The sequence below is a fragment of the Saccharothrix stipae genome (assembly GCF_054781895.1).
In genome coordinates this window covers 913,875-935,370 of the sequence record NZ_BAAGTN010000008.1, presented here as the reverse complement: position 1 = coordinate 935,370, position 21,496 = coordinate 913,875, and the positions used below count along the sequence as shown (strand labels likewise).

The 21,496-nt window shown below is 71.7% G+C and carries 23 protein-coding genes; 13 read left to right on the top strand and 10 right to left on the bottom strand.

Annotated elements, in window-relative coordinates; all coding sequences use genetic code 11:
* Nucleotides 1–33 precede the first annotated feature (33 nt).
* Genes ACYVLT_RS21250 through ACYVLT_RS21235 form a run of 4 tightly spaced genes read left to right on the top strand, consistent with a single transcriptional unit; the run spans nucleotide 34 to nucleotide 3,343 of the window.
* On the top strand, nucleotides 34–870 hold the full coding sequence (locus ACYVLT_RS21250) for a ParA family protein (RefSeq protein WP_360447526.1): 837 nt from the start codon (nucleotides 34–36) through the stop codon (nucleotides 868–870).
* A complete protein-coding gene (locus tag ACYVLT_RS21245) occupies nucleotides 867–1,499 on the top strand; it encodes a LysE family translocator (RefSeq protein WP_461121914.1) in 633 nt (210 codons plus the stop codon). The genes ACYVLT_RS21250 and ACYVLT_RS21245 overlap by 4 nt, the downstream gene beginning before the upstream one ends.
* Complete coding sequence (locus ACYVLT_RS21240) at nucleotides 1,486–2,280, top strand: DNA-formamidopyrimidine glycosylase family protein (RefSeq protein WP_461121913.1); 795 nt, start codon at nucleotides 1,486–1,488, stop codon at nucleotides 2,278–2,280. Before ACYVLT_RS21245 ends, ACYVLT_RS21240 begins: the two co-directional genes overlap by 14 nt.
* Before the next feature lie 10 nt (nucleotides 2,281–2,290).
* Entirely contained in the window at nucleotides 2,291–3,343 is a 1,053-nt protein-coding gene (locus ACYVLT_RS21235; protein ID WP_461121912.1) for a quinone-dependent dihydroorotate dehydrogenase, read from the top strand.
* On the opposite strand, the gene ACYVLT_RS21230 is transcribed toward ACYVLT_RS21235, so the two are convergent.
* The 9 genes from ACYVLT_RS21230 to ACYVLT_RS21190 all read right to left on the bottom strand — a co-directional run bounded on the left by ACYVLT_RS21230 (nucleotide 3,340) and on the right by ACYVLT_RS21190 (nucleotide 11,772).
* On the bottom strand, nucleotides 3,340–4,584 hold the full coding sequence (locus ACYVLT_RS21230) for a uracil-xanthine permease family protein (protein WP_461121911.1): 1,245 nt from the start codon (nucleotides 4,582–4,584) through the stop codon (nucleotides 3,340–3,342). The genes ACYVLT_RS21235 and ACYVLT_RS21230 overlap by 4 nt on opposite strands.
* A 236-nt stretch (nucleotides 4,585–4,820) precedes the next feature.
* A complete protein-coding gene (pspM, locus tag ACYVLT_RS21225; protein WP_461121910.1) occupies nucleotides 4,821–5,600 on the bottom strand; it encodes a phage shock envelope stress response protein PspM in 780 nt (259 codons plus the stop codon).
* Nucleotides 5,601–5,616: 16 nt separating this feature from the next.
* The gene (locus ACYVLT_RS21220; protein ID WP_461121909.1) at nucleotides 5,617–6,480 is read right to left on the bottom strand and encodes a PspA/IM30 family protein; all 864 of its coding nucleotides are present in this window, start codon (nucleotides 6,478–6,480) and stop codon (nucleotides 5,617–5,619) included.
* A 301-nt stretch (nucleotides 6,481–6,781) separates the two neighbouring features.
* Nucleotides 6,782–7,207 carry a helix-turn-helix domain-containing protein gene (locus ACYVLT_RS21215; protein ID WP_461121908.1) on the bottom strand — a complete coding sequence of 142 codons (426 nt, stop codon included), beginning with the start codon at nucleotides 7,205–7,207 and terminating at the stop codon, nucleotides 6,782–6,784.
* Nucleotides 7,208–7,363: 156 nt separating this feature from the next.
* Nucleotides 7,364–7,837: a CinA family protein gene (locus ACYVLT_RS21210; protein WP_461121907.1), complete on the bottom strand. Its 474-nt coding sequence runs from the start codon at nucleotides 7,835–7,837 to the stop codon at nucleotides 7,364–7,366.
* A complete protein-coding gene (pgsA, locus tag ACYVLT_RS21205) occupies nucleotides 7,834–8,367 on the bottom strand; it encodes a CDP-diacylglycerol--glycerol-3-phosphate 3-phosphatidyltransferase (RefSeq protein ID WP_461122260.1) in 534 nt (177 codons plus the stop codon). The genes ACYVLT_RS21210 and pgsA overlap by 4 nt, the downstream gene beginning before the upstream one ends.
* Nucleotides 8,368–8,414: 47 nt before the next feature.
* Complete coding sequence (gene rimO / locus ACYVLT_RS21200) at nucleotides 8,415–9,791, bottom strand: 30S ribosomal protein S12 methylthiotransferase RimO (RefSeq protein WP_461122259.1); 1,377 nt, start codon at nucleotides 9,789–9,791, stop codon at nucleotides 8,415–8,417.
* Nucleotides 9,792–9,886: 95 nt separating this feature from the next.
* A complete protein-coding gene (locus ACYVLT_RS21195) occupies nucleotides 9,887–10,201 on the bottom strand; it encodes an RloB family protein (RefSeq protein WP_461121906.1) in 315 nt (104 codons plus the stop codon).
* Nucleotides 10,202–10,422: 221 nt separating this feature from the next.
* Nucleotides 10,423–11,772: an AAA family ATPase gene (locus tag ACYVLT_RS21190; RefSeq protein WP_461121905.1), complete on the bottom strand. Its 1,350-nt coding sequence runs from the start codon at nucleotides 11,770–11,772 to the stop codon at nucleotides 10,423–10,425.
* A gap of 141 nt (nucleotides 11,773–11,913) precedes the next feature.
* Here ACYVLT_RS21190 and ACYVLT_RS21185 point away from each other — a divergent pair, with 141 nt between their 5' ends.
* The 8 genes from ACYVLT_RS21185 (at nucleotide 11,914) to ACYVLT_RS21150 (ending at nucleotide 18,111) form a co-directional block, all read left to right on the top strand.
* Nucleotides 11,914–12,414: an amino-acid N-acetyltransferase gene (locus tag ACYVLT_RS21185; RefSeq protein ID WP_461121904.1), complete on the top strand. Its 501-nt coding sequence runs from the start codon at nucleotides 11,914–11,916 to the stop codon at nucleotides 12,412–12,414.
* 63 nt (nucleotides 12,415–12,477) lie between these two features.
* Nucleotides 12,478–13,332 (top strand): MerR family transcriptional regulator, encoded by an 855-nt coding sequence (locus ACYVLT_RS21180; RefSeq protein ID WP_461121903.1) that lies wholly within the window; start codon nucleotides 12,478–12,480, stop codon nucleotides 13,330–13,332.
* Nucleotides 13,329–14,108 carry a hypothetical protein gene (locus ACYVLT_RS21175; RefSeq protein WP_461121902.1) on the top strand — a complete coding sequence of 260 codons (780 nt, stop codon included), beginning with the start codon at nucleotides 13,329–13,331 and terminating at the stop codon, nucleotides 14,106–14,108. Before ACYVLT_RS21180 ends, ACYVLT_RS21175 begins: the two co-directional genes overlap by 4 nt.
* Nucleotides 14,083–14,607, top strand: coding sequence for a hypothetical protein (locus ACYVLT_RS21170; protein ID WP_461121901.1), 525 nt, complete (start codon nucleotides 14,083–14,085; stop codon nucleotides 14,605–14,607). The genes ACYVLT_RS21175 and ACYVLT_RS21170 overlap by 26 nt, the downstream gene beginning before the upstream one ends.
* On the top strand, nucleotides 14,604–15,770 hold the full coding sequence (locus ACYVLT_RS21165) for a YcaO-like family protein (protein ID WP_461121900.1): 1,167 nt from the start codon (nucleotides 14,604–14,606) through the stop codon (nucleotides 15,768–15,770). The genes ACYVLT_RS21170 and ACYVLT_RS21165 overlap by 4 nt, the downstream gene beginning before the upstream one ends.
* A gap of 2 nt (nucleotides 15,771–15,772) precedes the next feature.
* Nucleotides 15,773–16,522: a SagB/ThcOx family dehydrogenase gene (locus ACYVLT_RS21160; RefSeq protein ID WP_461121899.1), complete on the top strand. Its 750-nt coding sequence runs from the start codon at nucleotides 15,773–15,775 to the stop codon at nucleotides 16,520–16,522.
* An 84-nt stretch (nucleotides 16,523–16,606) separates the two neighbouring features.
* The gene (locus tag ACYVLT_RS21155) at nucleotides 16,607–17,038 is read left to right on the top strand and encodes a phospholipase (protein ID WP_461121898.1); all 432 of its coding nucleotides are present in this window, start codon (nucleotides 16,607–16,609) and stop codon (nucleotides 17,036–17,038) included.
* Nucleotides 17,039–17,112: 74 nt separating this feature from the next.
* Nucleotides 17,113–18,111 carry a methyltransferase gene (locus tag ACYVLT_RS21150; protein WP_461121897.1) on the top strand — a complete coding sequence of 333 codons (999 nt, stop codon included), beginning with the start codon at nucleotides 17,113–17,115 and terminating at the stop codon, nucleotides 18,109–18,111.
* A gap of 9 nt (nucleotides 18,112–18,120) precedes the next feature.
* Here ACYVLT_RS21150 and ACYVLT_RS21145 read toward each other — a convergent pair whose 3' ends face one another.
* Complete coding sequence (locus ACYVLT_RS21145; protein ID WP_461121896.1) at nucleotides 18,121–20,562, bottom strand: FtsK/SpoIIIE family DNA translocase; 2,442 nt, start codon at nucleotides 20,560–20,562, stop codon at nucleotides 18,121–18,123.
* Between the two features lie 129 nt (nucleotides 20,563–20,691).
* Here ACYVLT_RS21145 and ACYVLT_RS21140 point away from each other — a divergent pair, with 129 nt between their 5' ends.
* Nucleotides 20,692–21,486 carry a lysophospholipid acyltransferase family protein gene (locus ACYVLT_RS21140; protein ID WP_461121895.1) on the top strand — a complete coding sequence of 265 codons (795 nt, stop codon included), beginning with the start codon at nucleotides 20,692–20,694 and terminating at the stop codon, nucleotides 21,484–21,486.
* Nucleotides 21,487–21,496: the final 10 nt, after the last annotated feature.

Here is a 21,496-nt window from a genome sequence, read left to right as displayed (position 1 = left end):
GACGTAGAGCGTAAGGGCCGTAGGCTGCACTACGTGCATACGGTGGCGGTGCTCAGCCTCAAGGGTGGCGTTGGGAAGACGACGGTCGCGCTCGGTCTCGCGTCGGCGGCGCTGCGGCGTGGCGTCCGGACGCTGGTCATCGACCTCGATCCACAGTGCAACGCCACCTCGACGCTGGAACCCGAGGACACCGAGGCCAGCATCTACGACGTCCTCCAGGACCCGAGCGAGGACACGCTGCGCAAGGCGATCGCCCCCAGCACGTGGGGTGACGGCGTGGACGTGCTGGCCGGCTCGGAGGACGCGGAGTCGCTGAACCACCCCGACCCGGGCGAGACGCGGCTGGGCAGGCTGCGCGAGGCGCTGCGGCTGTTGCGGGACGACGAGGAGCCCTACCAGCTGGTGCTGCTGGACTGCCCGCCGTCGCTGGGTCAGCTGACCCGGTCGGCGCTGGTCGCGGCGGACCGGGCGCTGCTGGTGACCGAGCCCACCATGTTCGCGGTGGCGGGCGTGCAGCGGGCGTTCGAGGCGGTGCAGGCCGAGCGGGAGCACAACGAGGAGTTGCAGCCGCTGGGCGTGGTGGTGAACCGGGTGCGGCCGAGGTCGCACGAGCACCAGTTCCGCATCGACGAGCTGCGCGACATCTTCGGCCCGCTGGTGATGCCGGTGGCGTTGCCGGACCGGCTCGCGGTGCAGCAGGCGCAGGGCGCGTGCATGCCGATCCACGAGTGGGGCACGCCGGGCGCGCGTGAGGTGGCGTTGGCGTTCAACCTGCTGCTGGCCCGGATACTGCGGATCAGCCGGAGCAGACGCAGGGCCGTGCACCACGACTTCAACGACGAGGAGATCGAGGAAGCGGTGGACGCGTGAGCACGGGTGCCCTCCTGGCCTTCACTCTCGCCGCCGTCCTGCTCACGATCACGCCCGGCCTGGACACCATGATGCTGTTGCGCATGGTGCTCGGCGGCGGGCGCAGGGCCGGGCTGGTCGGCGGGTTCGGCACCACGCTGGGCTGCCTGGTGTGGGGCGCGGCGAGCATCGCCGGGTTGACCGCGCTGCTGGTGGCGTCGCAGACGGCCTACGACGTGGTGCGGTACGCGGGTGCGGCCTACCTGCTGTGGCTGGGCGGTTCGGCGCTGTGGAAGTCCTGGCGCGGCACGTTCGGCGAGCCGACCGAGGCCCTCTCGATCACGCCCGCGCAGGCGTTGCGGATCGGGTTCACCACGAACCTGCTCAACCCCAAGATCGGCGTGTTCTACCTGAGCCTGCTCCCCCAGTTCCTGCCGTCCGACCAGGCGTCGGCCGGGTGGGGCGCGCTGCTGGTCGGCGTGCACGTGGGCATCGGGCAGGTCTGGCAGATCGCGGTGGTGTGGCTGGCCGGACGTGCGGTGGTCGTGCTGACGAAGCCCGCGGTGCGGCGGTGGACCGAGCGGCTGACCGCGTCCGTGCTGGTCGGGTTCGGCCTCAAGATGGCGTTCGACAGCGGTGCCCGAGGGTGACACGGTCTTCCTGGCCGGGCACCGCCTGAACGAGGCGCTGGCCGGCCGCCGACTGCTGCGCGGTGAGCTGCGCCACCCGAGGTGGGCCACCGCCGACCTGAGCGGGCGGGACGTCCTGGCGGTGTGTTCGGTCGGCAAGCACCTGTTCACCCGGTTCTCCGGCGACCTGAGCCTGCACAGCCACTTCCGGATGGACGGCGCCTGGCACCTCTACCGGCCCGGCGAGCGCTGGCAGCGGCCGGGCCACCAGGTGCGGGCGCTGCTGGAGGTGCCGGACCGGGTCGCGGTCGGGTTCGCGCTGCACGACCTGGAACTGCTGCCGACCGACCAGGAGTCGCGGCTGGTCGGGCACCTGGGGCCGGACCTGCTGGGCGACTGGGACGACGACCGGGCCGCCGAGGGCGCCGTCAGGCTGGCCGCGGACCCGGACCGGGAACTGGGCCTGGCCCTGCTGGACCAGCGGGTCGTGGCCGGCGTCGGGAACCTCTACAAGGCCGAGGTGTGCTTCCTGCTCGGCGTCTCGCCGTGGAGCCCGGTGTCGGCGGTGGACCCGGCGGAGGCGGTGCGGCTGGCGCGCAAGCTGCTGCTGGCCAACGCGTGGCGGCCGGAGCAGAACACGACCGGTCTGATGGGGCGCGGGCGGCAGCACTGGGTGTTCGAACGGGGTGGCAGGCCGTGCCTGCGCTGCGGGACGAAGGTGCGCGTCGGCGGTCAGGGCGCGGGGGTGCTGGAGCGTCCCGCGTACTGGTGCCCGCGCTGCCAGCCAGGGCCGATCGCTTAGGGTTACCGCCGTGGTCTACAAGAGCGTGGTGCGCAAGGCGTTGTTCCGGATGCACGGCGGTGACGCGGAGCGGGTCCACGAGACCACCCTCGGCGTGCTGGAGAAGCTGAGCCCGGCGGCGAAGCTGGTGCGGCGCAAGCCCGCGTCCGCGCGCACGGTGTTCGGCGTGCGGTTCCCCAACCCGGTCGGCCTGGCCGCCGGGCTGGACAAGAACGGCCGGGCGCTGCCCGCGTGGGGTGCGCTCGGGTTCGGGTTCGTCGAGGTCGGCACGGTCACCCGGCACGCGCAGCCGGGCAACCCAAGGCCGCGCCTGTTCCGGCTGCGCGACAGCGAGGCGATCATCAACCGGATGGGCTTCAACAACGACGGCGCGCTGGAGCTGGCCAACCGGCTCGACCGCCTCGGCCCGCTGCCCGTGCCGCTGGGCATCAGCCTGGGCAAGTCCAAGGTCACGCCGGTCGAGGACGCGGTGGAGGACTACCGGACGTCCCTGCGCGCGCTCTACCGGCACGGCGACTACTTCGCGATCAACATCAGCTCACCCAACACGCCGGGCCTGCGCAGCCTCCAGGACCGCGGCGCGTTGACCGAACTGCTGTCCGCGCTCAACGTGACCGCGCGGGAACTGGCCGGGTCCGGGCCGCGCAAGCCGATCCTGGTCAAGATCGCGCCCGACCTGACCGAGCCGGCGATCGCCGAGCTGCTGGAGGTGTGCGCCGCGCACGAGGTCAGCGGGCTGATCGCGACCAACACGACGCTGTCGCGCGACGGCCTGGCCCCGGCCGACCAGCGGCTGGCGCACGAGGCGGGCGGGCTGAGCGGCCGGCCGTTGACCACCCGTGCCCGCGAGGTGGTGCGGTTCGTCAGCCGGGAGACCGGCGGCAGGCTGCCGATCATCGGCGTCGGCGGCATCGCGAGCCCGGACGACGCCGCGCGGATGCTGGACGCGGGCGCGAGCCTGCTCCAGGTCTACACGGGGTTCATCTACGAAGGCCCCGGCCTGGTCCAGCGGATCAACCGGGGGTTGGCCCGGTCGGCGCCGACTCCGGCCACGCGGGGCTAGACCTTCCGGGCGGTCCGGAGCCAGCGCAGGATCGGGTGCAGGATCACGACCAGCAGCGAGCCCCAGACCAGGCCGCCCAGCTCCATGTCGCCCAGCTCCAGCGTCAGGTCGCCCACCCCGGCGACCAGGGCGGCGCCGCCGACCAGCGCGTTGCCCGGGTTGGTCAGGTCGACCCGGTTCTCCATCCACACCCGCACGCCGACCAGGCTGATCAGGCCGAACAACACCAGGGTGGCGCCGCCGACCACGCCCGCCGGGATGGTCGCGAGCACGGCGGTGACCTTCGGCGAGAACGCCATCAGCACCGCGGCCACCCCGGTCACGGCGTACGCGGCGGTGGAGAAGACCTTGGTCACCCCCATCACGCCGATGTTCTCGGAGTACGTGGTGGTGCCCGACCCGCCGCCCAGACCCGCCAGGGCGGTGGACACGCCGTTGGCGATGATCGAGTCGCCGACGTTGCCGTCGAGGTTGCGGCCGGTCAGCGCGCCGACCGCCTTGACGTGCCCGACGTTCTCCGCGACCAGCACGATCACCACCGGCAGCACCAGCAGGGTGACCGACGGCCGCAGTTCCGGCGCGTGGAACTCGGGCAGGCCGAACCAGGCGGCACGACCGACGACGGCCGTGTCGACCAGGCCCAGCCAGAAGCCGAGCGCCCACCCGACGACCACGCCGATGAGCACCGAGAACCGGAACGACACGCCACGTCCGAGCACGCCGCACAGCAGGATGATGCCCATGGTCACCACGGCGGGCAGCGGTTGCTCGGCGAACGAGTCGGTGGCCCGGTGCGACAGGTTCAACCCGATCAGCACGACCACCGCCCCGGTCACCACCGGCGGCATCACGGCCTCCAGCAGCCGCACGCCCAGCGCCTTGACCGCGACCCCGATGATGATCACCAGCAGGCCGGCCGCGAGCACGCCGCCGAGCTGCGCGGCGATGCCCTCGTCACGGGCGACGGCCAGCGGTGCGATGAACGCGAACGACGCGCCGAGGTAGCTGGGCACCCGGTTGCGGGTGATCACCAGGAACAGCAGGGTGCCGACACCGGAGAAGAGCAGCGTGGTGCTCACCGGGAGACCCGTGGTGGCGGGGACGAGGATGGTGGCGCCTGCCATCGCGACCAGGTGCTGGGCGCCGAACCCGACGGTGCGCGGCCAGCTCAGCCGTTCCTGCGGCGCGATGGCGTCACCGTCGGTGGGGCGGCCATCACCGCGCACGGTCCACAACGCCACTCAATGACCTCCCCGGCGACCAGGACGGACCACGCTGTCCGACCCAGGGATCCTGCCACGCCATGTAGTGGCTGCGGCTATATAACGGTCTGATAATCACACGATCGCAGCAGCGTACGCCACCGCGGCTGCGAGTTCAGCCCAACTCTGCTACGCAACGTGACCTAATCCGCGTTCGTGCAGATGGCCGCGCGGGTCCGTGCCGTCCTCCGCCACGAGGTGTCGGAGCGGGTCGTTCAGCGCGACAGGTCGCGCAGCCCCGACGCCAGACCCGCCAGGTGGTCCGTCGCGTCACCCAGCACCTGCCGGGGGTTGGAGGCGGTGCTCTCGGCGAGCACCCGGCCCGCCGCGGCGACCAGGCCGCAGTAGCCGTCCACGCCCTCGTCCAGCTGGGCCCGCAGTCTTCGCACGCCCTCCACGAGCGGGGCGCGGTCCAGCGGCGGCGCGGTGTCGCGCGCGCGTTCGACGGCCTGCAACTGGCGGGACACGGCCCGGATCGCGGACGAGGCCTCGGCGCCGGTGGCGCGGGCCTGCTCGACCGAGTCGGTCGGGATGGAGGTCAAGGCCGCCGAGTCGAGCTGGCGCAGCAGCTCCCGCAACGTGTCCTCGGCGTCGTCCAGCCGTTCCATCGGCTGGCGCGCCGCCGAGGAGCGGGCGGGCATCGGCTCGCGCACCGGCGCGATCTCCAAGTGCCGGCGCTGGGCGTCGATCCCCCTCATCCTCATGTTCGTGCGCACGGCCAGCACGGACGTGCCGGCGAAGCCCAGGGCCGCGCCGACCCCGACGCCCGCGGCGAGCGTGCCGACGATGGCCAGCGTGCCGACCACCGCGAGCAGGGCCAGCACGATCAACCAGAAGGTGAGCACGCGGCTCGACCGGCGGTACCGCCGGTCGAGCTTCGCGCGCGGGTCGTTCCAGGCGGCGTAACGCCGCTTCACCTGGTCCGCGAGTTGCCCTTGAAGCTGACCGCCGATGATCTGGACGATCTCACCGGCCGCCTTCCGCCGGGGTTCCATCGCGGACACCACCCCCTCAGCCCTGGCTCGCCGGCGGGTTCTGCTGCATCTGCTGGGTCGGCTGCGCCTGCGTCTGCTGCACCCGTTGCTGGATCTCCTGCTGGATGCTCGCGCTCGCACTGGCGGGCTGACCGCTGGTCACCTCGCCGGCCACCTTGCCACCGCCCATCGAGGCGCGGATCTGCTCCAGCCGCGAGTGGCCCGCCATCTCGGTGGTCGACTGCTGGACCTCCAGCATCCGGCCCTGCACCGAGTTCTGCGCCAGCTCCGCGGAACCGAGCGCGGTGGTGTACCGCTTCTCGATCTTGTCGCGGACCTCCTCCAGCGACGGCGTGTTGCCCGGCGCGGCCAGCTCGGTCATCTGGCGCAGCGAGTGGGAGACCTGCTCCTGCATCTTCGCCTGCTCCAGCTGGCTGAGCAGCTTGGTGCGCTCGGCGAGCTTGGTCTGCAGGACCATCGCGTTGCGCTCGACGGCCTGCTTCGCCTGCGTCGCCGCCTGCAACGCCTGGTCGTGCAGCGTCTTGAGGTCCTCGATGCTCTGCTCGGCGGTCACCAGCTGGGTGGCGAAGCCCTGCGCGGCGGTCTCGAACTGCGTCGCCCGCTGCTCGTCGCCCTTGCCCCGGGCCTCGTCGGCCAGCACGAGCGCCTGGCGTGCGGACGCCTGGAGCTTCTCCACCTCGCCGAGCTGGCGGTTGAGCTTCATCTCAAGCTGGCGCTGGTTGCCGATCACCGCGGCGGCCTGCTGCGACAGGGCCTGGTGCTGCCGCTGCGCCTCCTCGATGGCCTGCTGGATCTGCACCTTCGGGTCGGCGTGCTCGTCGATCTTGGATGAGAACGCCGCCATGAAGTACTTCCATGCCTTCACGAAAGGGTTGGCCATCTCCTACGCCTGCCTTCTCCGCACTTCCCTGGCTCGCGCTCGTGATTGGCAACGACCCGGTGCCGGTGTTGGTTCCATCGTGTCAGTTGTCCCGCGCTGCTTCCACCGACCTGGGGAGATATCCGGGATCACCCTGAGTCACCCCCCGACTTTCGTCGACATGGTCATCCTGCCCGCCCGCCTTGGAGGGGACGCGACGACCCCGTGGGGGGTTGCCAAGTCGTTGCACGCCCAAGCCCACCGTGAACGCCGAAAGCCGAGCCGGTGGGACCGGCTCGGCTTCGGCACGTGTGCGCTGGGGTTACGCCGCCACCACCGCGTTGCGCGGCTTGCTGATCGAGGTCGACAGCCGGTGCGTGAGCACGGGCTGCAACCGCAGGTCGGACAGGTCGTTGCCGATCACCGCGGGCACCATGGTGCCGACCTCCAGACCCGATGGCGCGGGCGCGCGGCTCGGCTCGGCGAGCTCGGCGGGTGTCGGCACCGGCTGCTGCACCGCGCCGATGTCCGAGGCGACCAGGTGCAACAACTCCCACAGGGGCAGGTCCAACGCCTCGCAGATCGCGGCCAACAGCTCGCTGGAGGCCTCCTTGCGGCCACGCTCCACCTCGGAGAGGTACCCCAGGCTGACGCGGGCGGTCCTGGAGACCTCGCGCAGCGTGCGGCGTTGGGTGGTGCGGGCATGGCGGAGCCGATCACCGATCGCCTCGCGTAGCAGCACGGTCATCGCGCGCCTCCTTCCGGCCGGCCGTGCCACCACGTTACCGACCCGTCCCGTCGACGGGCAGTCACTTCGGTACACGTCCGCCAAGGGCGAACGAGTGAACTACCGGGTAAGTTCCCGCGTGCGTGTTCGGATGTGACCGAAAACGCGCAGCTCACGTCACTCGACAGGGATCTTGAGGTGGGCGCGCAAGAGGTTCAGAACCGCTGTTGTGGAACTCGTGCGCACTTCGTCACGGTCACCACCCAGAGTGAGCGATCGAACAAGCGATCCGGACGGACCGGACAAACCGATGTGGACGGTGCCCGGCGGGACGCCGTCCTGCGGGTCCGGGCCGGCCACACCCGTCAGCCCGAGGCCCCACGTGGCGCCGCAGCGCTCGCGTGCGCCGACGGCGAGCTGCCGGGCCACCTCGGGGTGCACCGCGCCGTGCTCGGCCAGCAGCGCGGCGTCCACGCCCGCGAGCGTGTGCTTGAGGTCCGTCGCGTAGACCACGAGCCCGCCGCGGACCACGGCGCTGGAACCGGGCACGGAGGTCAGCTCGGCGGTCACCAGGCCCGCGGTGAGCGACTCGGCGGTGGCGACCGTCTCACCGCGTTCCTTGAGGGCCCGGACGACGTCCTCGGCGCTCACGCGCCCGCCACCGCGCGCTTGCCCCTCGCGCGCAGCCGGAAGGCGCGGATGACGTAGTCGACGCCCGTGACGACGGTCAGCACGACGGCCGCGCCCATGGTGACCACCGAGAGCGCGTCCAGCCAGCCCGGCAGCGGCAGCACGTACAGGCCGATGGCGACGATCTGCACGAGCGTCTTGGCCTTGCCGCCGCGGCTGGCCGGGATCACGCCGTGCCGGATGACCCAGAAGCGCAGCAGCGTCACGCCGAGCTCGCGGACCGCGATGACGACCGTCACCCACCACGGCAGCTCGCCCAGCAGGCTCAGGCCCACCAGCGCGGCGCCGGTCAGCGCCTTGTCCGCGATCGGGTCGGCGATCTTGCCGAAGTCGGTGATCAGGCCGTGCTTGCGGGCCAGGTTGCCGTCCACGTGGTCGGTGACCGACGCCACGGCGAACACGCCGAACGCGGCCAGCCGCCACCAGGGCTGGTGGCCGTCCTCGGCGAACAGGAAGTAGAGGAACACCGGCACGAGCGCCAGCCGGGACATCGTCAGCACGTTGGCGATGTTCAGCACCGGCACGCGCGCGGGTTCGGTCACCTCGGGAGCACCTCGATCGCTGTCACGACCAGGTCGACGCCCTCGGACTCGTCGACCCGGCAGCGCACCAGGTCGCCGACCTCCAGGCCGTCGGCGTTGGTGATGACGCACTCGCCGTCGACCTCGGGCGCCTGGTGGGCGGCACGGCCGACGCAGTCGTTCTCGTCGTCCTCCGCGGTCTCGACCAGGACGACGACCTCCTCGCCGACGCGCTCCTCGGCGCGCTGCGAGGTCAGCTCCTCGACCAGGTTGGAGATGCGGGCGACGCGCTCGGCGATCGTGTCGGCGTCCAGCTTGTCCGGCAGGCCCTCGGCCTCGGTGCCGTCCTCGTCGGAGTAGCCGAACACGCCCACCGCGTCCAGCCGGGCGGCGGTGAGGAAGCGCTCCAGCTCGGCCACGTCCTGCTCGGTCTCGCCCGGGAAGCCGACGATGACGTTGCTGCGGATACCCGCACGCGGTGCGAGGGAGCGGATCTGCTCGACCAGGCCGAGGAACGACTCGGTGGACCCGAACCGCCGCATCCGGCGCAGCACGGGCTCGCTGGAGTGCTGGAAGGACATGTCGAAGTAGTCGGCCACGCCCTCGGTGGTGGCGATGGCCTTGACCAGGGTGGGCTTGGTCTCCGCGGGCTGCAGGTAGGACACCCGGACGCGGTCGATGCCGGGCACCGCGGCGAGCCGCTGGACGAGCAGTTCGAGGCCGCCCAGCTCGCGGGGCAGGTCCTTGGCGTAGGAGGTGGAGTTCTCCGAGACCAGGAACACCTCGCGCACGCCCTGCTCGGCCAGCCACATCGCCTCGGCCACCACCTCGTCCGGGTGGCGGGACACGAACGCGCCGCGGAACGACGGGATGGCGCAGAACGAGCAGCGGCGGTCGCAGCCGGAGGCGATCTTCAGCGGTGCCACGGGGGTGTCGGCGAGGCGGGTGCGCAGCACGCGCGGGCCCCAGCCGTGGCCCGGGACCTGCACGTCCTCGGCGGCCTTGGGCCGCTGCACCGGGGTGAGCGGCAGCAACGTGCGCCGGTCGACCGGCTTGTGCGACTCGATGGCCTCGCCGGCGAGGACGTCGTCCAGCCGGTCGGCGAGGTCGGCGTAGTGGTCGAACCCGAGGACGGCGTTCGCCTCGGGCAGGCTGTCGGCCAGCTCGGTGCCGTAGCGCTCGGCCATGCACCCGACCGCGACCACCTTCGCGCCGCTGTCGGCGGCGGCGAGGAGGGTGTCCACGGAGTCCTTCTTCGCGGACTCGACGAAGCCGCAGGTGTTGACCACGACCACGTCGGCCTCGTCGTCGACCAGCTCCCAGCCACCTGCGGTGAGCCGGCCGGCGAGCTCTTCGGAGTCGACTTCGTTGCGGGCGCACCCGAGGGTCAGCATGGCGACGCGCTTGGACGTGGCGGGGGAAGACACGGTGCTCAGCGTAACCGGCGCCAACCCCCTCCCCGTCCGCCCGTGGGCGGAAGCGGTCCAGGTCAGGTGCGGAGCACCGCTTGGACGAGGCGGCCGACGGTGGTCGCCGGGTTGTCCGGCCCGAGCAGCGCGGCGCGAGCCACCGCTCGTTCGAGGCCGGGGTCGAACACGGCGTAGTCGAGCTTCTTGTCGTAGCCCGGGACGTGGCGGGCGAGCAGGTCACGGGCGGCCCGGTAGTCGGCGATGTGCGCCCGGTGGTCCGCGAAGTGCAGGAGCAGCCACAACTCGAAACACGGGTCCGACACGGCGAGGTTCACCTTGGCGCGGTCGGCCTCACGCAGGGCGGCGGCAATGTCGAAGTGGTCCACGTCGACCACACCACACCGCTTGGAACTCCTCGTGGTACCGGTCACGCACCTTGGCCGCGTACTTGACCAGGTTGAGCGGGGCGTCGACCTTGCACTTCACCGTGATCGGCGCTCCACGGATGAGCCGCAGCCCGGAGACGTTCCGACTCTCGGTCTTCTGGCCGCCGCTGACGACCAGCACGTTGTTCCGACGGGGAGCAACCTCCCGACTCGACCGGCGTTGCGAGTTCTCACGCCTCACCATCGCCGCCACTCCGCACGGCGTCGGCGAACAGCTCCTCGTACACGGTCGGAACCCCGCCGTATTGCCCAGCCAGGTAACGCCGCTCCAGGTTGTCCTCGCTGCGCGGCTTGAAATCGGACAGAGGGTACAGCGTGCTCGCGCCGGTTCGGCCTTTTCCCACGAACCAGATCTCGTCCCGCAGCAACACCTCGTCCGCCAAAGGTGGGTGCAGCAAGGTCGCGTCGTGGGTGGTGAAGATGAGTTGACCGCTACCCACATTGGCCTGCGGATCGTTGAAGAGCGCGATCAGGCGGGCAGTGAGGAGGGAGTGCAAGCTCTCGTCGATCTCATCGATCACCAGAAGTCCACCGTGCCTCAGGATGCGAAGAACGTCCGGCAGCAGGCCGAGCCAAGATCGTGTTCCGGCCGACTCCTCATCCAACTCGAAGAACTCACCGCGGCCGTGCACCAGCCGAATTCGACGCTCCGCGTCAGCCCATGCCTGAGCACTGTACTTGACCGTCATCTGTCGAACCGGACCCACTGAGGCCACCGACTCGCCGGATTCCGCCGAACTACCCGTGCCGCTCACCACGGAGGGGAGTTCGACCACTCCATCGAAGATCGTCCCGTCATCGACGGTCACCTTGGCCGCGACCCGCCGACTGACACTGATGTCCCGAATTCCGAAATCCGCCGCGCGAAGCAGGTCGATCAACGACTCGTGCAGCTCCGGCTGCTCGCCGATGAAGTCATCGATCTCAACGGCGAGGTCGACCGGTGCCCGGTTCTCACGGAAGCGCAGTCTCTCCACGAACCACCGGCGCGGAGGAATCAAATGGACGATGTTCGTCTGAGCCGCGAGGCTGAGGAACAAGGAATTGGGCCGAAGGAGTTCTTCGAGGACCTCCGCCTTCGTCGTCCCTTCCGCGACCGCGCGACCGAATTTGATCTGATCGCCCGATCTATCGAAGAGCACCCGCTTCCGCTTCTCCGGATAGCTGTAGAGCCATTCCGAGAGCACCCGTTCGTCATCCACCTCGAAGCCGTAGGTGTAGCGGACGCCGTCCTCGACGAACTCGGCGACGAACACCGAGGGCTGGTCTTTGGCCTCCGGGTCGAGCTTGAACGGGCGCCGCGGCACGCCGCCACCCGGACTCCACTGGGCGAACGAGTCACGCACCGCGTCGGCCATGAACTTCAGACCGTCGAGCAGGTTCGACTTGCCGGAGGCGTTGGCGCCGTACACGGCCGCGACGGGCAGCGCCTCGCGGTCCTTCGCGTAGACCGGCATGAGCAGCAACTCCTGCTCGGCGCGGAACGAACGGTGGTTGCCCACCCTGAAGCTCCGGAGCATGTGACACCTCCCTCGGTGAAGCTTCGACCCGTTCCACGCAAGTAAACTGCACAGAAGGATCTCTAGTGATCCATCGGGGCCGATTTCACCGTCCGGACCGCCGGATGCAGGGCGGCGGCGGCGGAAGGTTACGTTTGCACCGTGAACGACCCGATCAACGTGCGTCGCGCCCGCACCGGTGACGTGCGGGCGATGAAGGCCCTCATCGACGCCTACGCCGGCAAGGTGCTGCTGGCCAAGCCGCTCGTGACCCTGTTCGAGGACATGCAGGAGTTCTGGGTCGCCGAAGAGGACGGCGTGGTCCTCGGGTGCGGTGCGCTGCACGTGCTGTGGGACGACCTGGCGGAGATCCGCACGGTGGCGGTGTCGCCGACGGCGTTGGGGCGGGGCATCGGCCACCGGATCGTGCACCGGTTGATCGAGACGGCCCGCGAGCTCCAGCTGGAACGGCTGTTCGTGCTGACCTTCGAGACCGACTTCTTCGGCAAGCACGGCTTCGTCGAGATCGACGGCACGCCGGTGTCCCCCGAGGTCTACGAGGAGATCATGCGATCGGCCGACGAGGGCGTGGCGGAGTTCCTCGACCTCTCGTACGTGAAGCCGAACACCCTGGGCAACTCACGCATGCTGCTCCACCTCTGACTCTTCGAGTATTCACTCGAAGAGTCTTGACTCCACGAACGTCGACCCGCCAAGATCGACCTCGTGGAGCAGTTGACGGTCGACGAGCTGGCGGTCCGCGTGGGCCTGCCCGGCAGCACCATCCGCATGTACCAGACCAAGGGAGTGCTGCACCCGCCCCGCCGGCAGGGCCGCGTCGCCTACTACGACGCCTCCCACCTGGAACGCCTCACGCTCGTCCAACGCCTGCAGTCCCGCGGCTTCTCGCTGCCCGCCATCGCCGAGCTGGTGAAGGCCCGCGAGAAGGGCGCGAGCGTCGCGGCCGTCCTGGGCGTCGGCGACGCGGAAGGCCCGGACGACTGGGTCCGGATCAAGGTCCGCGACATCAGCCGCCTCGTCCCGCTCGGCGACGTCCGGCCGCGCGTCCTGCGCCGCGCGATGCAGCTCGGCCTGGTCCGCTGGCGACGCGGGTGGCCGCACGTCCGCCGCTGGGCGCTGGAGGCGGGCAACCGCCTCGCCGCGCTGAGCGTGCCCAGCGACGACGTGCTGGACAAGTTCGCGAACCTGCGCACCGCCACCGACGGCATCGCGGCCGACTTCGTGGAGGTGTTCGAGCGCAGGCTCTGGCCGCAGCTGGCGGACAACGCCGACCAGGAGGACCAGCTCGACCGGGTGCGCGCGCTGCTCGTGGAGCTGACCTACACCGCCGAGACGGTGGTCATCGGCACCCTGCGCGAGTCCATCCGCGAGGCCGCCGAGCAGTTCGCCCGCCGCCACGAGCTGCTGCCCGGCGACGACTTCCAGCCCGCCTGGGTGGAGGAACCGGTGCCCATCGCGGAACGTCTCGTCAAGACCGACGAGGACGACGAGTTCCCCGACGAGCCGGCGATCCGGCGGTTCCTCGACCGGGGCGACGACCACGACGAGCCGGGCCGGTGACCGGCCTCGTGCCGGACCCGGTCTGGCAGGTCCAGGTGCAGGACGAGGGTCTGGTCGTGCACGCGGGAGCGGACCTCGCCTACCTCCTCCCCGATGTGCCCGGCGCCGAGGCGCGGCTGCTGGTCGAGTTGTTCGAGCCGGTGCGGAGGGGTTCGGCTCGCCCGCTCGACCCGGAACGGCTCAGCGGGCCGGTCCGCGCGCAACTGCGGTCGTTGGGCGCGCTGCGCCCGGCGGGTCTGCCCGTGCCGGACGAGCCGCTGAACGTCGGCGTGCGCGTCGTCGGCGCGGAACCCGCCGGGCTCGGCGAACACTTCCCGCCCCACGAGGGCGAAGCCGACCTGGTGCTCGTCGTGCGCACCGACGGCACCCTGGCCGACCTGGCCGCGTTGCGGGAGCCGAAGCCGCACCTGCTGCTGGACCTGGCCTACCACCACACGGCCTCGCTCGGGCCGTTCGTGGTGCCGGGCGCAAGCGCTTGCCTGGGCTGCCTGGCCGTGCGCGCACGGCACCGCTGGGGCGATCCGCGACCTCCCCCGCGGCCCGCCGCGACGACCGCCGACTTCCCGTTGCGCTGGGCGAGGCACGCGATCGCCAGGCTGGCCGCCGGTTCGCTGGCCCTGCTGGACCGCGTCGTGACGCTGCACCTGGACGAGTTCACCACCACCGCCGAGGACGTGCTGCCGGCGGCGGACTGCGAAGCGTGCCCCCGGTTCGAAGTGGGCCGGGTCGACCTGCCGTGGGGGAAGACTCATGACGACCGCTCTGCGCCTGCCTGATCCGTTCACGCCCGACACGACGGCCGCCACCGCCGCCACGCCGACGTGCAGCTGCTGTTGTTGCTGCTGCGCGGTGTCCGCGGTCGGCGGGGCCATCGCGTTGCCGTCCGGCCTGGCCAACGACCTCGCCGAGGCCCGTCAGCCACGCCGCAAGGCGCTCTGGGTGCTGCCCGCGACGCTCTTCCTGCCCTGGGTGCTGGCCTCGCCGTTCCTCGACGTCGGGGAGCACTGGCCGCTCTACGCCCTCGCGGGTGCGGTCTGCACGCTGCTCTGGACGTTCTTCGCGGCGAAGCTCACCGGCGCCGCCGGTCCCGCGCGGGGGTTGGTGCGCCTGGGGATCTGGGTGGGGCTGTTCGTCGCCGAACTGGTGGTGTCCCTGCCGCTGCTCGGGGCGCTCGGCGCGCTCGGCGCACCGGTCGCGATCCTCGGCTACGCGCTGCTGGTGGGCCTCGCCGGCCGGCAGGTCCACCGCTACTACTCGCGGCGGGCGACCGCGTGATCACGCCCGCGTCCGCGCTGCTGCCGCGGGCCGTCGGCTGGCGGCAGGGCGTGGTGGCGCGCCTGCACCCGGTGCCGCGCACGCTGTCCGACGTGGACGTGCCCGGCTTCGCCGCGGTGCCCGAGCCGTTCGCGACCGGCGGCACGTCCGGTGGTGCGGCGTTCGAGCCGGAACAGGCGAGGCTGGCCGCGATCGCCGAGGCGGTGGAGCGGTACTCGGCCGCGCGCAGTCCACTTGAGACGGTCAGCGAACCGGACGGGCCGTGCTGGCGGTTGGACGACTTCAGCCTCCACACGCGGGACCAGCGGGCGCACCCCGATTTCCGGTACCGGTACGCCGAACCGCGCTACACCAAGGCGTGGACGCTGCCGGACAACGAGCCGGTGTGGGTGCCCGCCGGCCTGGTCGGGCTGCGTGAGGAGTTCGGTCTGCCCGCGACGTCGTCCGGCCTGGCCGCAGGCCCTTCGGCGGTGAACGCGCTGCTGCGCGCGACGCAGGAGTTGGTCGAACGGGACGCCTTCACCACCACGTGGCTGCACGGCCTCGCCCCGCCCCGGCTGTCGTTGCCCGCCGAGCTGCGGACCGGTGACGTGCGGGCGTTCGACCTCACCCCCGCCTACAGCCCGCACCCGGTGGTCGCGGTCGCGGGCACGCTCCCGCTCGCGGGTCGACCGCGGCCGACGCTCGGGCTGGCGTGCCGGGCGACGGTGGCCGAGGCGATCGGCAAGGCGTGGTTGGAGTGGACGCAGGGCACGGTCTTCATCGCGGCGCGGTCGACCACCGAGGTCCACCGGCCGGACGAGGTCACGGACTTCGACCGGCACGCCCTGTACTACGCCGATCACCTGGACGAGTGGCACGCGCTGCCGTGGTGGCGGGGCGTGCCGGGGCCACCGCCGCGCGGCTCCACCGCTCGCGGCGACGCCGCGCAGCTCGAAGAGCTCGTGCGCGCGCTCGGCGTGCGCCTGGCCTACCGGGAGCTGACCACCCCCGAGGCGGCGGCGGTGGGACTGCGGTGCGTGCGCGTGCTCTCCCCCGACCTCACACCGCTGCACGCCGACCACCGGTGGCCGCACCTGGGCGGTCGCGCGGCGGACGTGGCGTGGCGCTACCCGGGCCGATCGGGCCGGCTCCCCAATCCCGCACCGCATCCGCTGGGGTGAGCATGACGCCGTTCGACGACTTCTGGACCGCCAGCGGCTACTCCGCGCTGCACCAACGCCGATTGGGTGAACGACTGCGCGAGTTCCGACCGGACCAGGTGACGGCGGGCCAGGGGGCCGGCGACCGGGTGGCCGGGAGTCGGGTGACCGCGGACCCGTTCGAGCTGCCGAGCGCGCCGCAGTTCCTGGACCGGCCGCGCGACCGGCTGCAACGGCTGTTCCGCGCCCGCCGCAGCACGCGCGAGTTCAGCTCGCGGCCGTTGTCGGCACGGCGGTTCGGCGCGGTGCTGGCCGCGTTGGCCGACGAGGACGGCCGCGCGTACCCGTCGGCGGGCGGGCTGCACCCGGTGCGCTCCTACGCGTTCCTGCGCAACGTCGAGCACGGGTTGAACGGGCGGGTGGTCCGGTACGACGCGCGGCGGCACGCCGTGCAGGACGTGGGGCCGGCGCCGGACTGGGTGCGGCTGCGCGAAGTGCTGGCCGCCGACGCCGAACCGGCGGTGGTGCTGGTGCTCGTGCTGGCGGACCAACCGGTGTTGGCCAAGTACGGGCAGCGCGGTGGGCGGTTCGGCCTGGTCGAAGCGGGCGCGGCGGCGCAGTCGGTCTGCCTGCGGATGGCCGAGCAGCGGCTCGGCGGGTACCTGCTCGGCGGTGCGGCGGACGCCGAGGTGTTGGCGTTGCTGGGACTGCGCGGTCAGCCGGTCCGGCTGGCGGCGGTGATCGCGTTCGGCCCGATGTTCACCCGTCGTTGACGTGGTATGAGCCGATCGGGGCTGTTGTGCGTTGATCACGTGCCGGTAAGAACCCCTCAAGCCCGAAAACCGAGGGGAAGAACAGTGCTCGCGAAATCCCTGCGCAACGCGTTCGCCGTCGTGGTCGCCTCACTCGCCCTGCTGGCCGGCGCCGGTGTCGGCCAGGCGGCCATCAACGCGCCCGCCGTGACCGACGACTACGTCTTCAGCAAGTCCCTGTCGCAGTTCAGCTCGCTGCGCGCGCAGCGGCCCTACAGCGACCAGCTCGACTGGTCGTCGGACGGCTGCTCCTGGTCGCCGGACAACCCGTTCGGGTTCAAGTTCCTGCCTGCCTGCCACCGGCACGACTTCGGCTACCGCAACTACAAGCGGCAGGGCCGGTTCACCGAGGCGACCCGGCTGACGATCGACAACAAGTTCAAGTCCGACCTCTACAACCAGTGCGCGGGCAACTGGGCGTGCAACCGCACCGCGGACCTGTACTACCAGGCCGTGCGGGAGTTCGGCGCCAGCTGACCGGTGGGCGGCAGGGGTCCTCGACCGGGGATCCCCGCCGTTCCCGGTTGACGTGTGCGGCAGGGTGGATCGGCGTGGGACACGACGACATCGCCGCGCTGCGCCGGATGGCCGATCTGATCACACCGATGACCTTGCGGGTGGCGGTCACCCTGGGACTGCCCGACCGGTTGCTCGGCGCGGGCGCCGCGGTCGACCGGCTCGCCGCCGAGCTCGACGCCTCGCCGATCGCGCTGGAACTGCTGCTGAGCCACCTCGCCGCGGTCGGGGTGGTCGAGCGCACGGCCACCGGCTACCGGACCACCGCCTTCGGCGCGAACCTCCGCGCCGACGCGGACAACGGCCTGACCACCAGCCTCCTGCACCTGGACCACGCGGGTGGTCGCGCGGACCTCGCGTTCGTGGAGCTGGCGCACAGCATCGCCACCGGCGAGGCCGCCTACCCGCGCCGTTACGGCCGGGACTTCTACGACGACCTGGCCGCCCACCCGCACCTGCGCGAGTCGTTCGACCGGCAGATGACCCAGCGGTTCGGCGAGCAGGTCCCCCGGCTCGTCGGCGGCGTCGACTGGGCCCGCTTCCCCACCGTCGTGGACGTCGGCGGCGGCAACGGCACCCTGCTGGCCGCCGTCCTGAAGGCCAACCCCGAGGTGCGCGGCCACCTGGTCGAGCTGGAGCCGACCGCCGCCGAAGCCGACCGCACGTTCCGCGCCGAGGGGCTCGCCGAACGGGCGCGGGTCACCGCCGGCAGCTTCTTCGACCCCTTGCCGGCCGGGGCGGACGCCTACCTGCTGTGCGACATCCTGCACAACTGGGACGACGACCGTGCCGGCCAGGTCCTGGGCCGTTGCGCCGAGGCCGCGGCGCCCACGAGCCGCGTGCTGGTCATCGAGCTGGTCGGCGGCCGGCCCGCGAACAGCGCGATCGACCTGTCCATGCTGGCGATCTTCGGCGGCCGGGAACGCCGGGTCGAGGAGTTCCGCGAGCTGGCCGCGCCCCACGGCCTGGTCCTGGACGCGGTCACGGAGCTGACCGAGCAGCGCAGCCTGCTGGAGTTCCGGCCCGGCCCGTGACCGGCCGGCTCAGACCTCGTCGTCCCCGTCGTCGGCCGGCCCGGAACCGCCGCGGATCAGGTAGACGACCGAGTCGAGCTCGTCCGGCTTGATCAGCACCTCACGGGCCTTCGAACCCTCCGACGGGCCGACCACGCCGCGCGTCTCCAGCAGGTCCATCAGCCGACCGGCCTTGGCGAAACCGACCCGCAGCTTGCGCTGCAACATCGAGGTCGAGCCGAACTGCGAGGTGACGATCAGCTCGGCCGCCTGGATCAGCAGTTCGAGGTCGTCGCCGATGTCGGCGTCGACCTCCTTCTTCTCGGCCGCCTTCGCCGCCGTGACGCCGTCGGTGTACTCCGGTTGCGCCTGGTCCTTGGTGAAGTTGACGATCTCGGAGATCTCGTCGTCCCCGACGTACGCGCCCTGCACGCGCACCGGCTTGGAAGCGCCCATCGGCAGGTAGAGGCCGTCGCCCATGCCGATCAGCTTCTCCGCGCCCGGCTGGTCCAGGATGACCCGCGAGTCGGTCAACGACGACGTGGCGAACGCCAGCCGTGACGGCACGTTCGTCTTGATCAGACCCGTCACCACGTCCACCGACGGCCGCTGCGTCGCGAGCACCAGGTGGATGCCCGCCGCACGCGCCTTCTGCGTGATCCGGACGATCGCGTCCTCCACGTCGCGCGGCGCGGTCATCATCAGGTCGGCCAGCTCGTCCACGATCGCCATGATGTAGGGGTACGGCCGGTAGACGCGCTCGCTGCCGGGCGGCGCGCTGATCTCGCCCGACTTGACCTTGCGGTTGAAGTCGTCGATGTGCCGCACCCGGTTGACCTGCATGTCCTGGTAGCGCTGCTCCATCTCCTCGACCAGCCAGGCCAGCGCGGCGGCGGCCTTCTTCGGCTGGGTGATGATGGGCGTGATCAGGTGCGGGATGCCCTCGTAGGGGGTGAGCTCGACCATCTTCGGGTCGATCAGGATCATCCGGACCTCGTCCGGGGTGGCGCGCGCCAGCAGCGACACCAGCATCGAGTTCACGAAGCTCGACTTGCCCGAACCCGTGGAGCCCGCGACCAGCAGGTGCGGCATCTTGGTCAGGTTCGCGGTGACGAAGTGGCCCTCGATGTCCTTGCCCAGCCCGATCACCATCGGGTGGTTGTCCTTGACCGTGGACGGCGAGCGCAGCACATCGCCCAGCCGCACCATCTCGCGGTCGCTGTTGGGCACCTCGATGCCGACCGCGGACTTGCCGGGGATGGGGGCGAGCAGCCGCACGTTGTCCGTGGCGACCGCGTAGGCGATGTTCTTGGTCAGCGCGGTGATCTTCTCGACCTTCACGCCCGGACCGAGCTCGACCTCGTACCGGGTGACCGTCGGGCCGCGGGTGAAGCCGGTGACCTGCGCGTCGATGGAGAACTGGTCGAGCACGCCGGAGATGGCCTCGATCATCAGGTCGTTGGCCTTGCTGCGGGCCTTGGGCGCGTCGCCGTCCTTGAGGATGGTCGGCGGGGGCAGGCGGTAGTCGCCCTCGACCGCGCGCACGGCGATCGCGGCGGACTTCGGGGTCTCCGGGGTCGCCTTGGGCTTGGGCGCGGGCTTGGGCGGCGGCGGTGGCTCTTCGTCCAGCGGCAGCTCGGGCTGCTCGTCGTCGGCGACGGCGGCGACGGCCTGGCGGCGACCGCGGGACGGGCGGCGCAGCTTGGCCGGCTGCTCCTCGACGTCCGGGGCCGGCGCGGCGTCCTCGTCGCCGAAACCGTCGAGCTGGTCGGGCTTGCGGTGCAGCAGGGCGCCGAGCTTCGCGGGCACCTCGCGGACCGGCACGTGCACCAGCAGCAGCACGCCGTAGCCGAAGATCAGCACGAGCAGCGGCCCGGCGACCCACGGCGTGAGGCCCTGGGCGAGGAACCCGCCGGAGAGGTAGCCGAGCGCGCCACCGGCGTCGCGACGGGCGAGCGGGTCCATCGGCAGGCCGCCGGCGAGGTGGAACATGCCGAGGAACCCGACCGCGACCAGGACCGCGCCGATCACCAGGCGGGGCCGGGCCTCGGGGGTGGGGTCGGTGCGCATCAGGGTCACGCCGATCGCCAGCAGCACCACGGGCACGATCACCGCCGGGCCGCCGACGGAACTGCGCACGGCCACGTCGACCCACTGCCCGACCGGTCCGCCGGCCTGCCACCACACGCCCGCGGCGGTGATCACGGCCAGCGAGATGAGCACCAGCGCCAGGCCGTCGCGGCGGTGCGCCGGGTCGAGCTCCTTGCCCCGGCCGACCGCGCGGACGACCGACCCGACACCGCGGCCGAGCAGGCCCCAGAGCTTGCGGACCGAGCCGGAGGACTTCTTCGCGGGCGCGCGCTTGGCGGGAGGGCGTTTCGCGGCCGGTCGGGACGCGCCGGACCGGGCCTTCGACCCGGATCCGGTGCTGCGGGTCGTGCCCTTGCGCGAAGTCCCAGGTCGGCCGGCCATGGTGCACACGGTAGTACCTCTGGCCTCAGCCGCCCCAACGTTCACGGTGGACGTGACGTGCGCGGCCCGGTGCGTGCGGTTGCCCGGAAGCCGGTGCGGTGACGGGTCGGCACACCGTAGCCTGCCGTGGTGTCCACACCACTGCTGTGGCGCGTGCTGACCGCAGTCGACCAGGGGGTCGTCGGCCTCAGCGGACGACTCGAAGTCACCGGTGACATCCCGGCGGACCTCAGGGGACGTCCCCTGCTGCTCGCGTCCAACCACATCGGCAACCTCGACCCCTTCGTGCTGATCGCGGCGTGCCGCCGGATCGGTGTCGCGCCGCGCTTCCTGCTCGCGGGCGGGTTGCTCGACGCGCCGGTCCTCGGGCCGCTGCTGAAGGCGTCCGGCCACGTGCGCGTCGACCGCTCGGCGGCCGACGTCGGCGACGCCTACCACCGCACCGTCGCGGTGCTGCAACGCGGCGGCGACCCGATCGCCATGTACCCGGAGGGCCGGATCAGCCTCGACCCGGGCCTGTGGCCGGAGCGGGGCAAGACCGGTGCGGCGAGGCTCGCGCTCAGCGGCGGCATCCCGGTGGTCCCGGTGAGCCAGTGGGGCGCGCACGAAGCCGTGTACTGGGGCAACACCGGGGTCAGCGGGTGGGCCGACGTCAAGCCCTACCTGACCTCGTACCTGCGCGGGCTGCGGAAGCGGCCGACGTTCAAGGTGCACTTCGGCAAGCCGGTGGACCTGTCCGGGCTGGAGGACGGCAAGCCGGGCGACGCGCGGCGGGCGCACGAGCGGATCATGCGCGCGATCACCGCGGGCCTGGTGCCGTTGCGGGTGGACGAGCCGGACCTGCCGAAGTTCCACGACCCCACCCGGCCGACGACGGGCACGAGCCCGTGGCGCCCGCCGACCGGCGAGGACAGCGTGCCGTGACCGGCGACGA

Coding starts and splice junctions, on each gene's coding strand:
- ACYVLT_RS21215 (WP_461121908.1), bottom strand. CDS start 7,207: ATGACCGTGCTGCTACGCGAGGCGATCGGTGATCGGCTCCGCCATGCC.
- rimO (WP_461122259.1), bottom strand. CDS start 9,791: ATGCTGACCCTCGGGTGCGCCCGCAACGAAGTCGACTCCGAAGAGCTC.
- ACYVLT_RS21170 (WP_461121901.1), top strand. CDS start 14,083: ATGACGACCGCTCTGCGCCTGCCTGATCCGTTCACGCCCGACACGACG.
- ACYVLT_RS21220 (WP_461121909.1), bottom strand. CDS start 6,480: ATGGCCAACCCTTTCGTGAAGGCATGGAAGTACTTCATGGCGGCGTTC.
- ACYVLT_RS21160 (WP_461121899.1), top strand. CDS start 15,773: ATGACGCCGTTCGACGACTTCTGGACCGCCAGCGGCTACTCCGCGCTG.
- ACYVLT_RS21145 (WP_461121896.1), bottom strand. CDS start 20,562: ATGGCCGGCCGACCTGGGACTTCGCGCAAGGGCACGACCCGCAGCACC.
- pspM (WP_461121910.1), bottom strand. CDS start 5,600: ATGGAACCCCGGCGGAAGGCGGCCGGTGAGATCGTCCAGATCATCGGC.
- pgsA (WP_461122260.1), bottom strand. CDS start 8,367: ATGTCCCGGCTGGCGCTCGTGCCGGTGTTCCTCTACTTCCTGTTCGCC.
- ACYVLT_RS21190 (WP_461121905.1), bottom strand. CDS start 11,772: ATGCTCCGGAGCTTCAGGGTGGGCAACCACCGTTCGTTCCGCGCCGAG.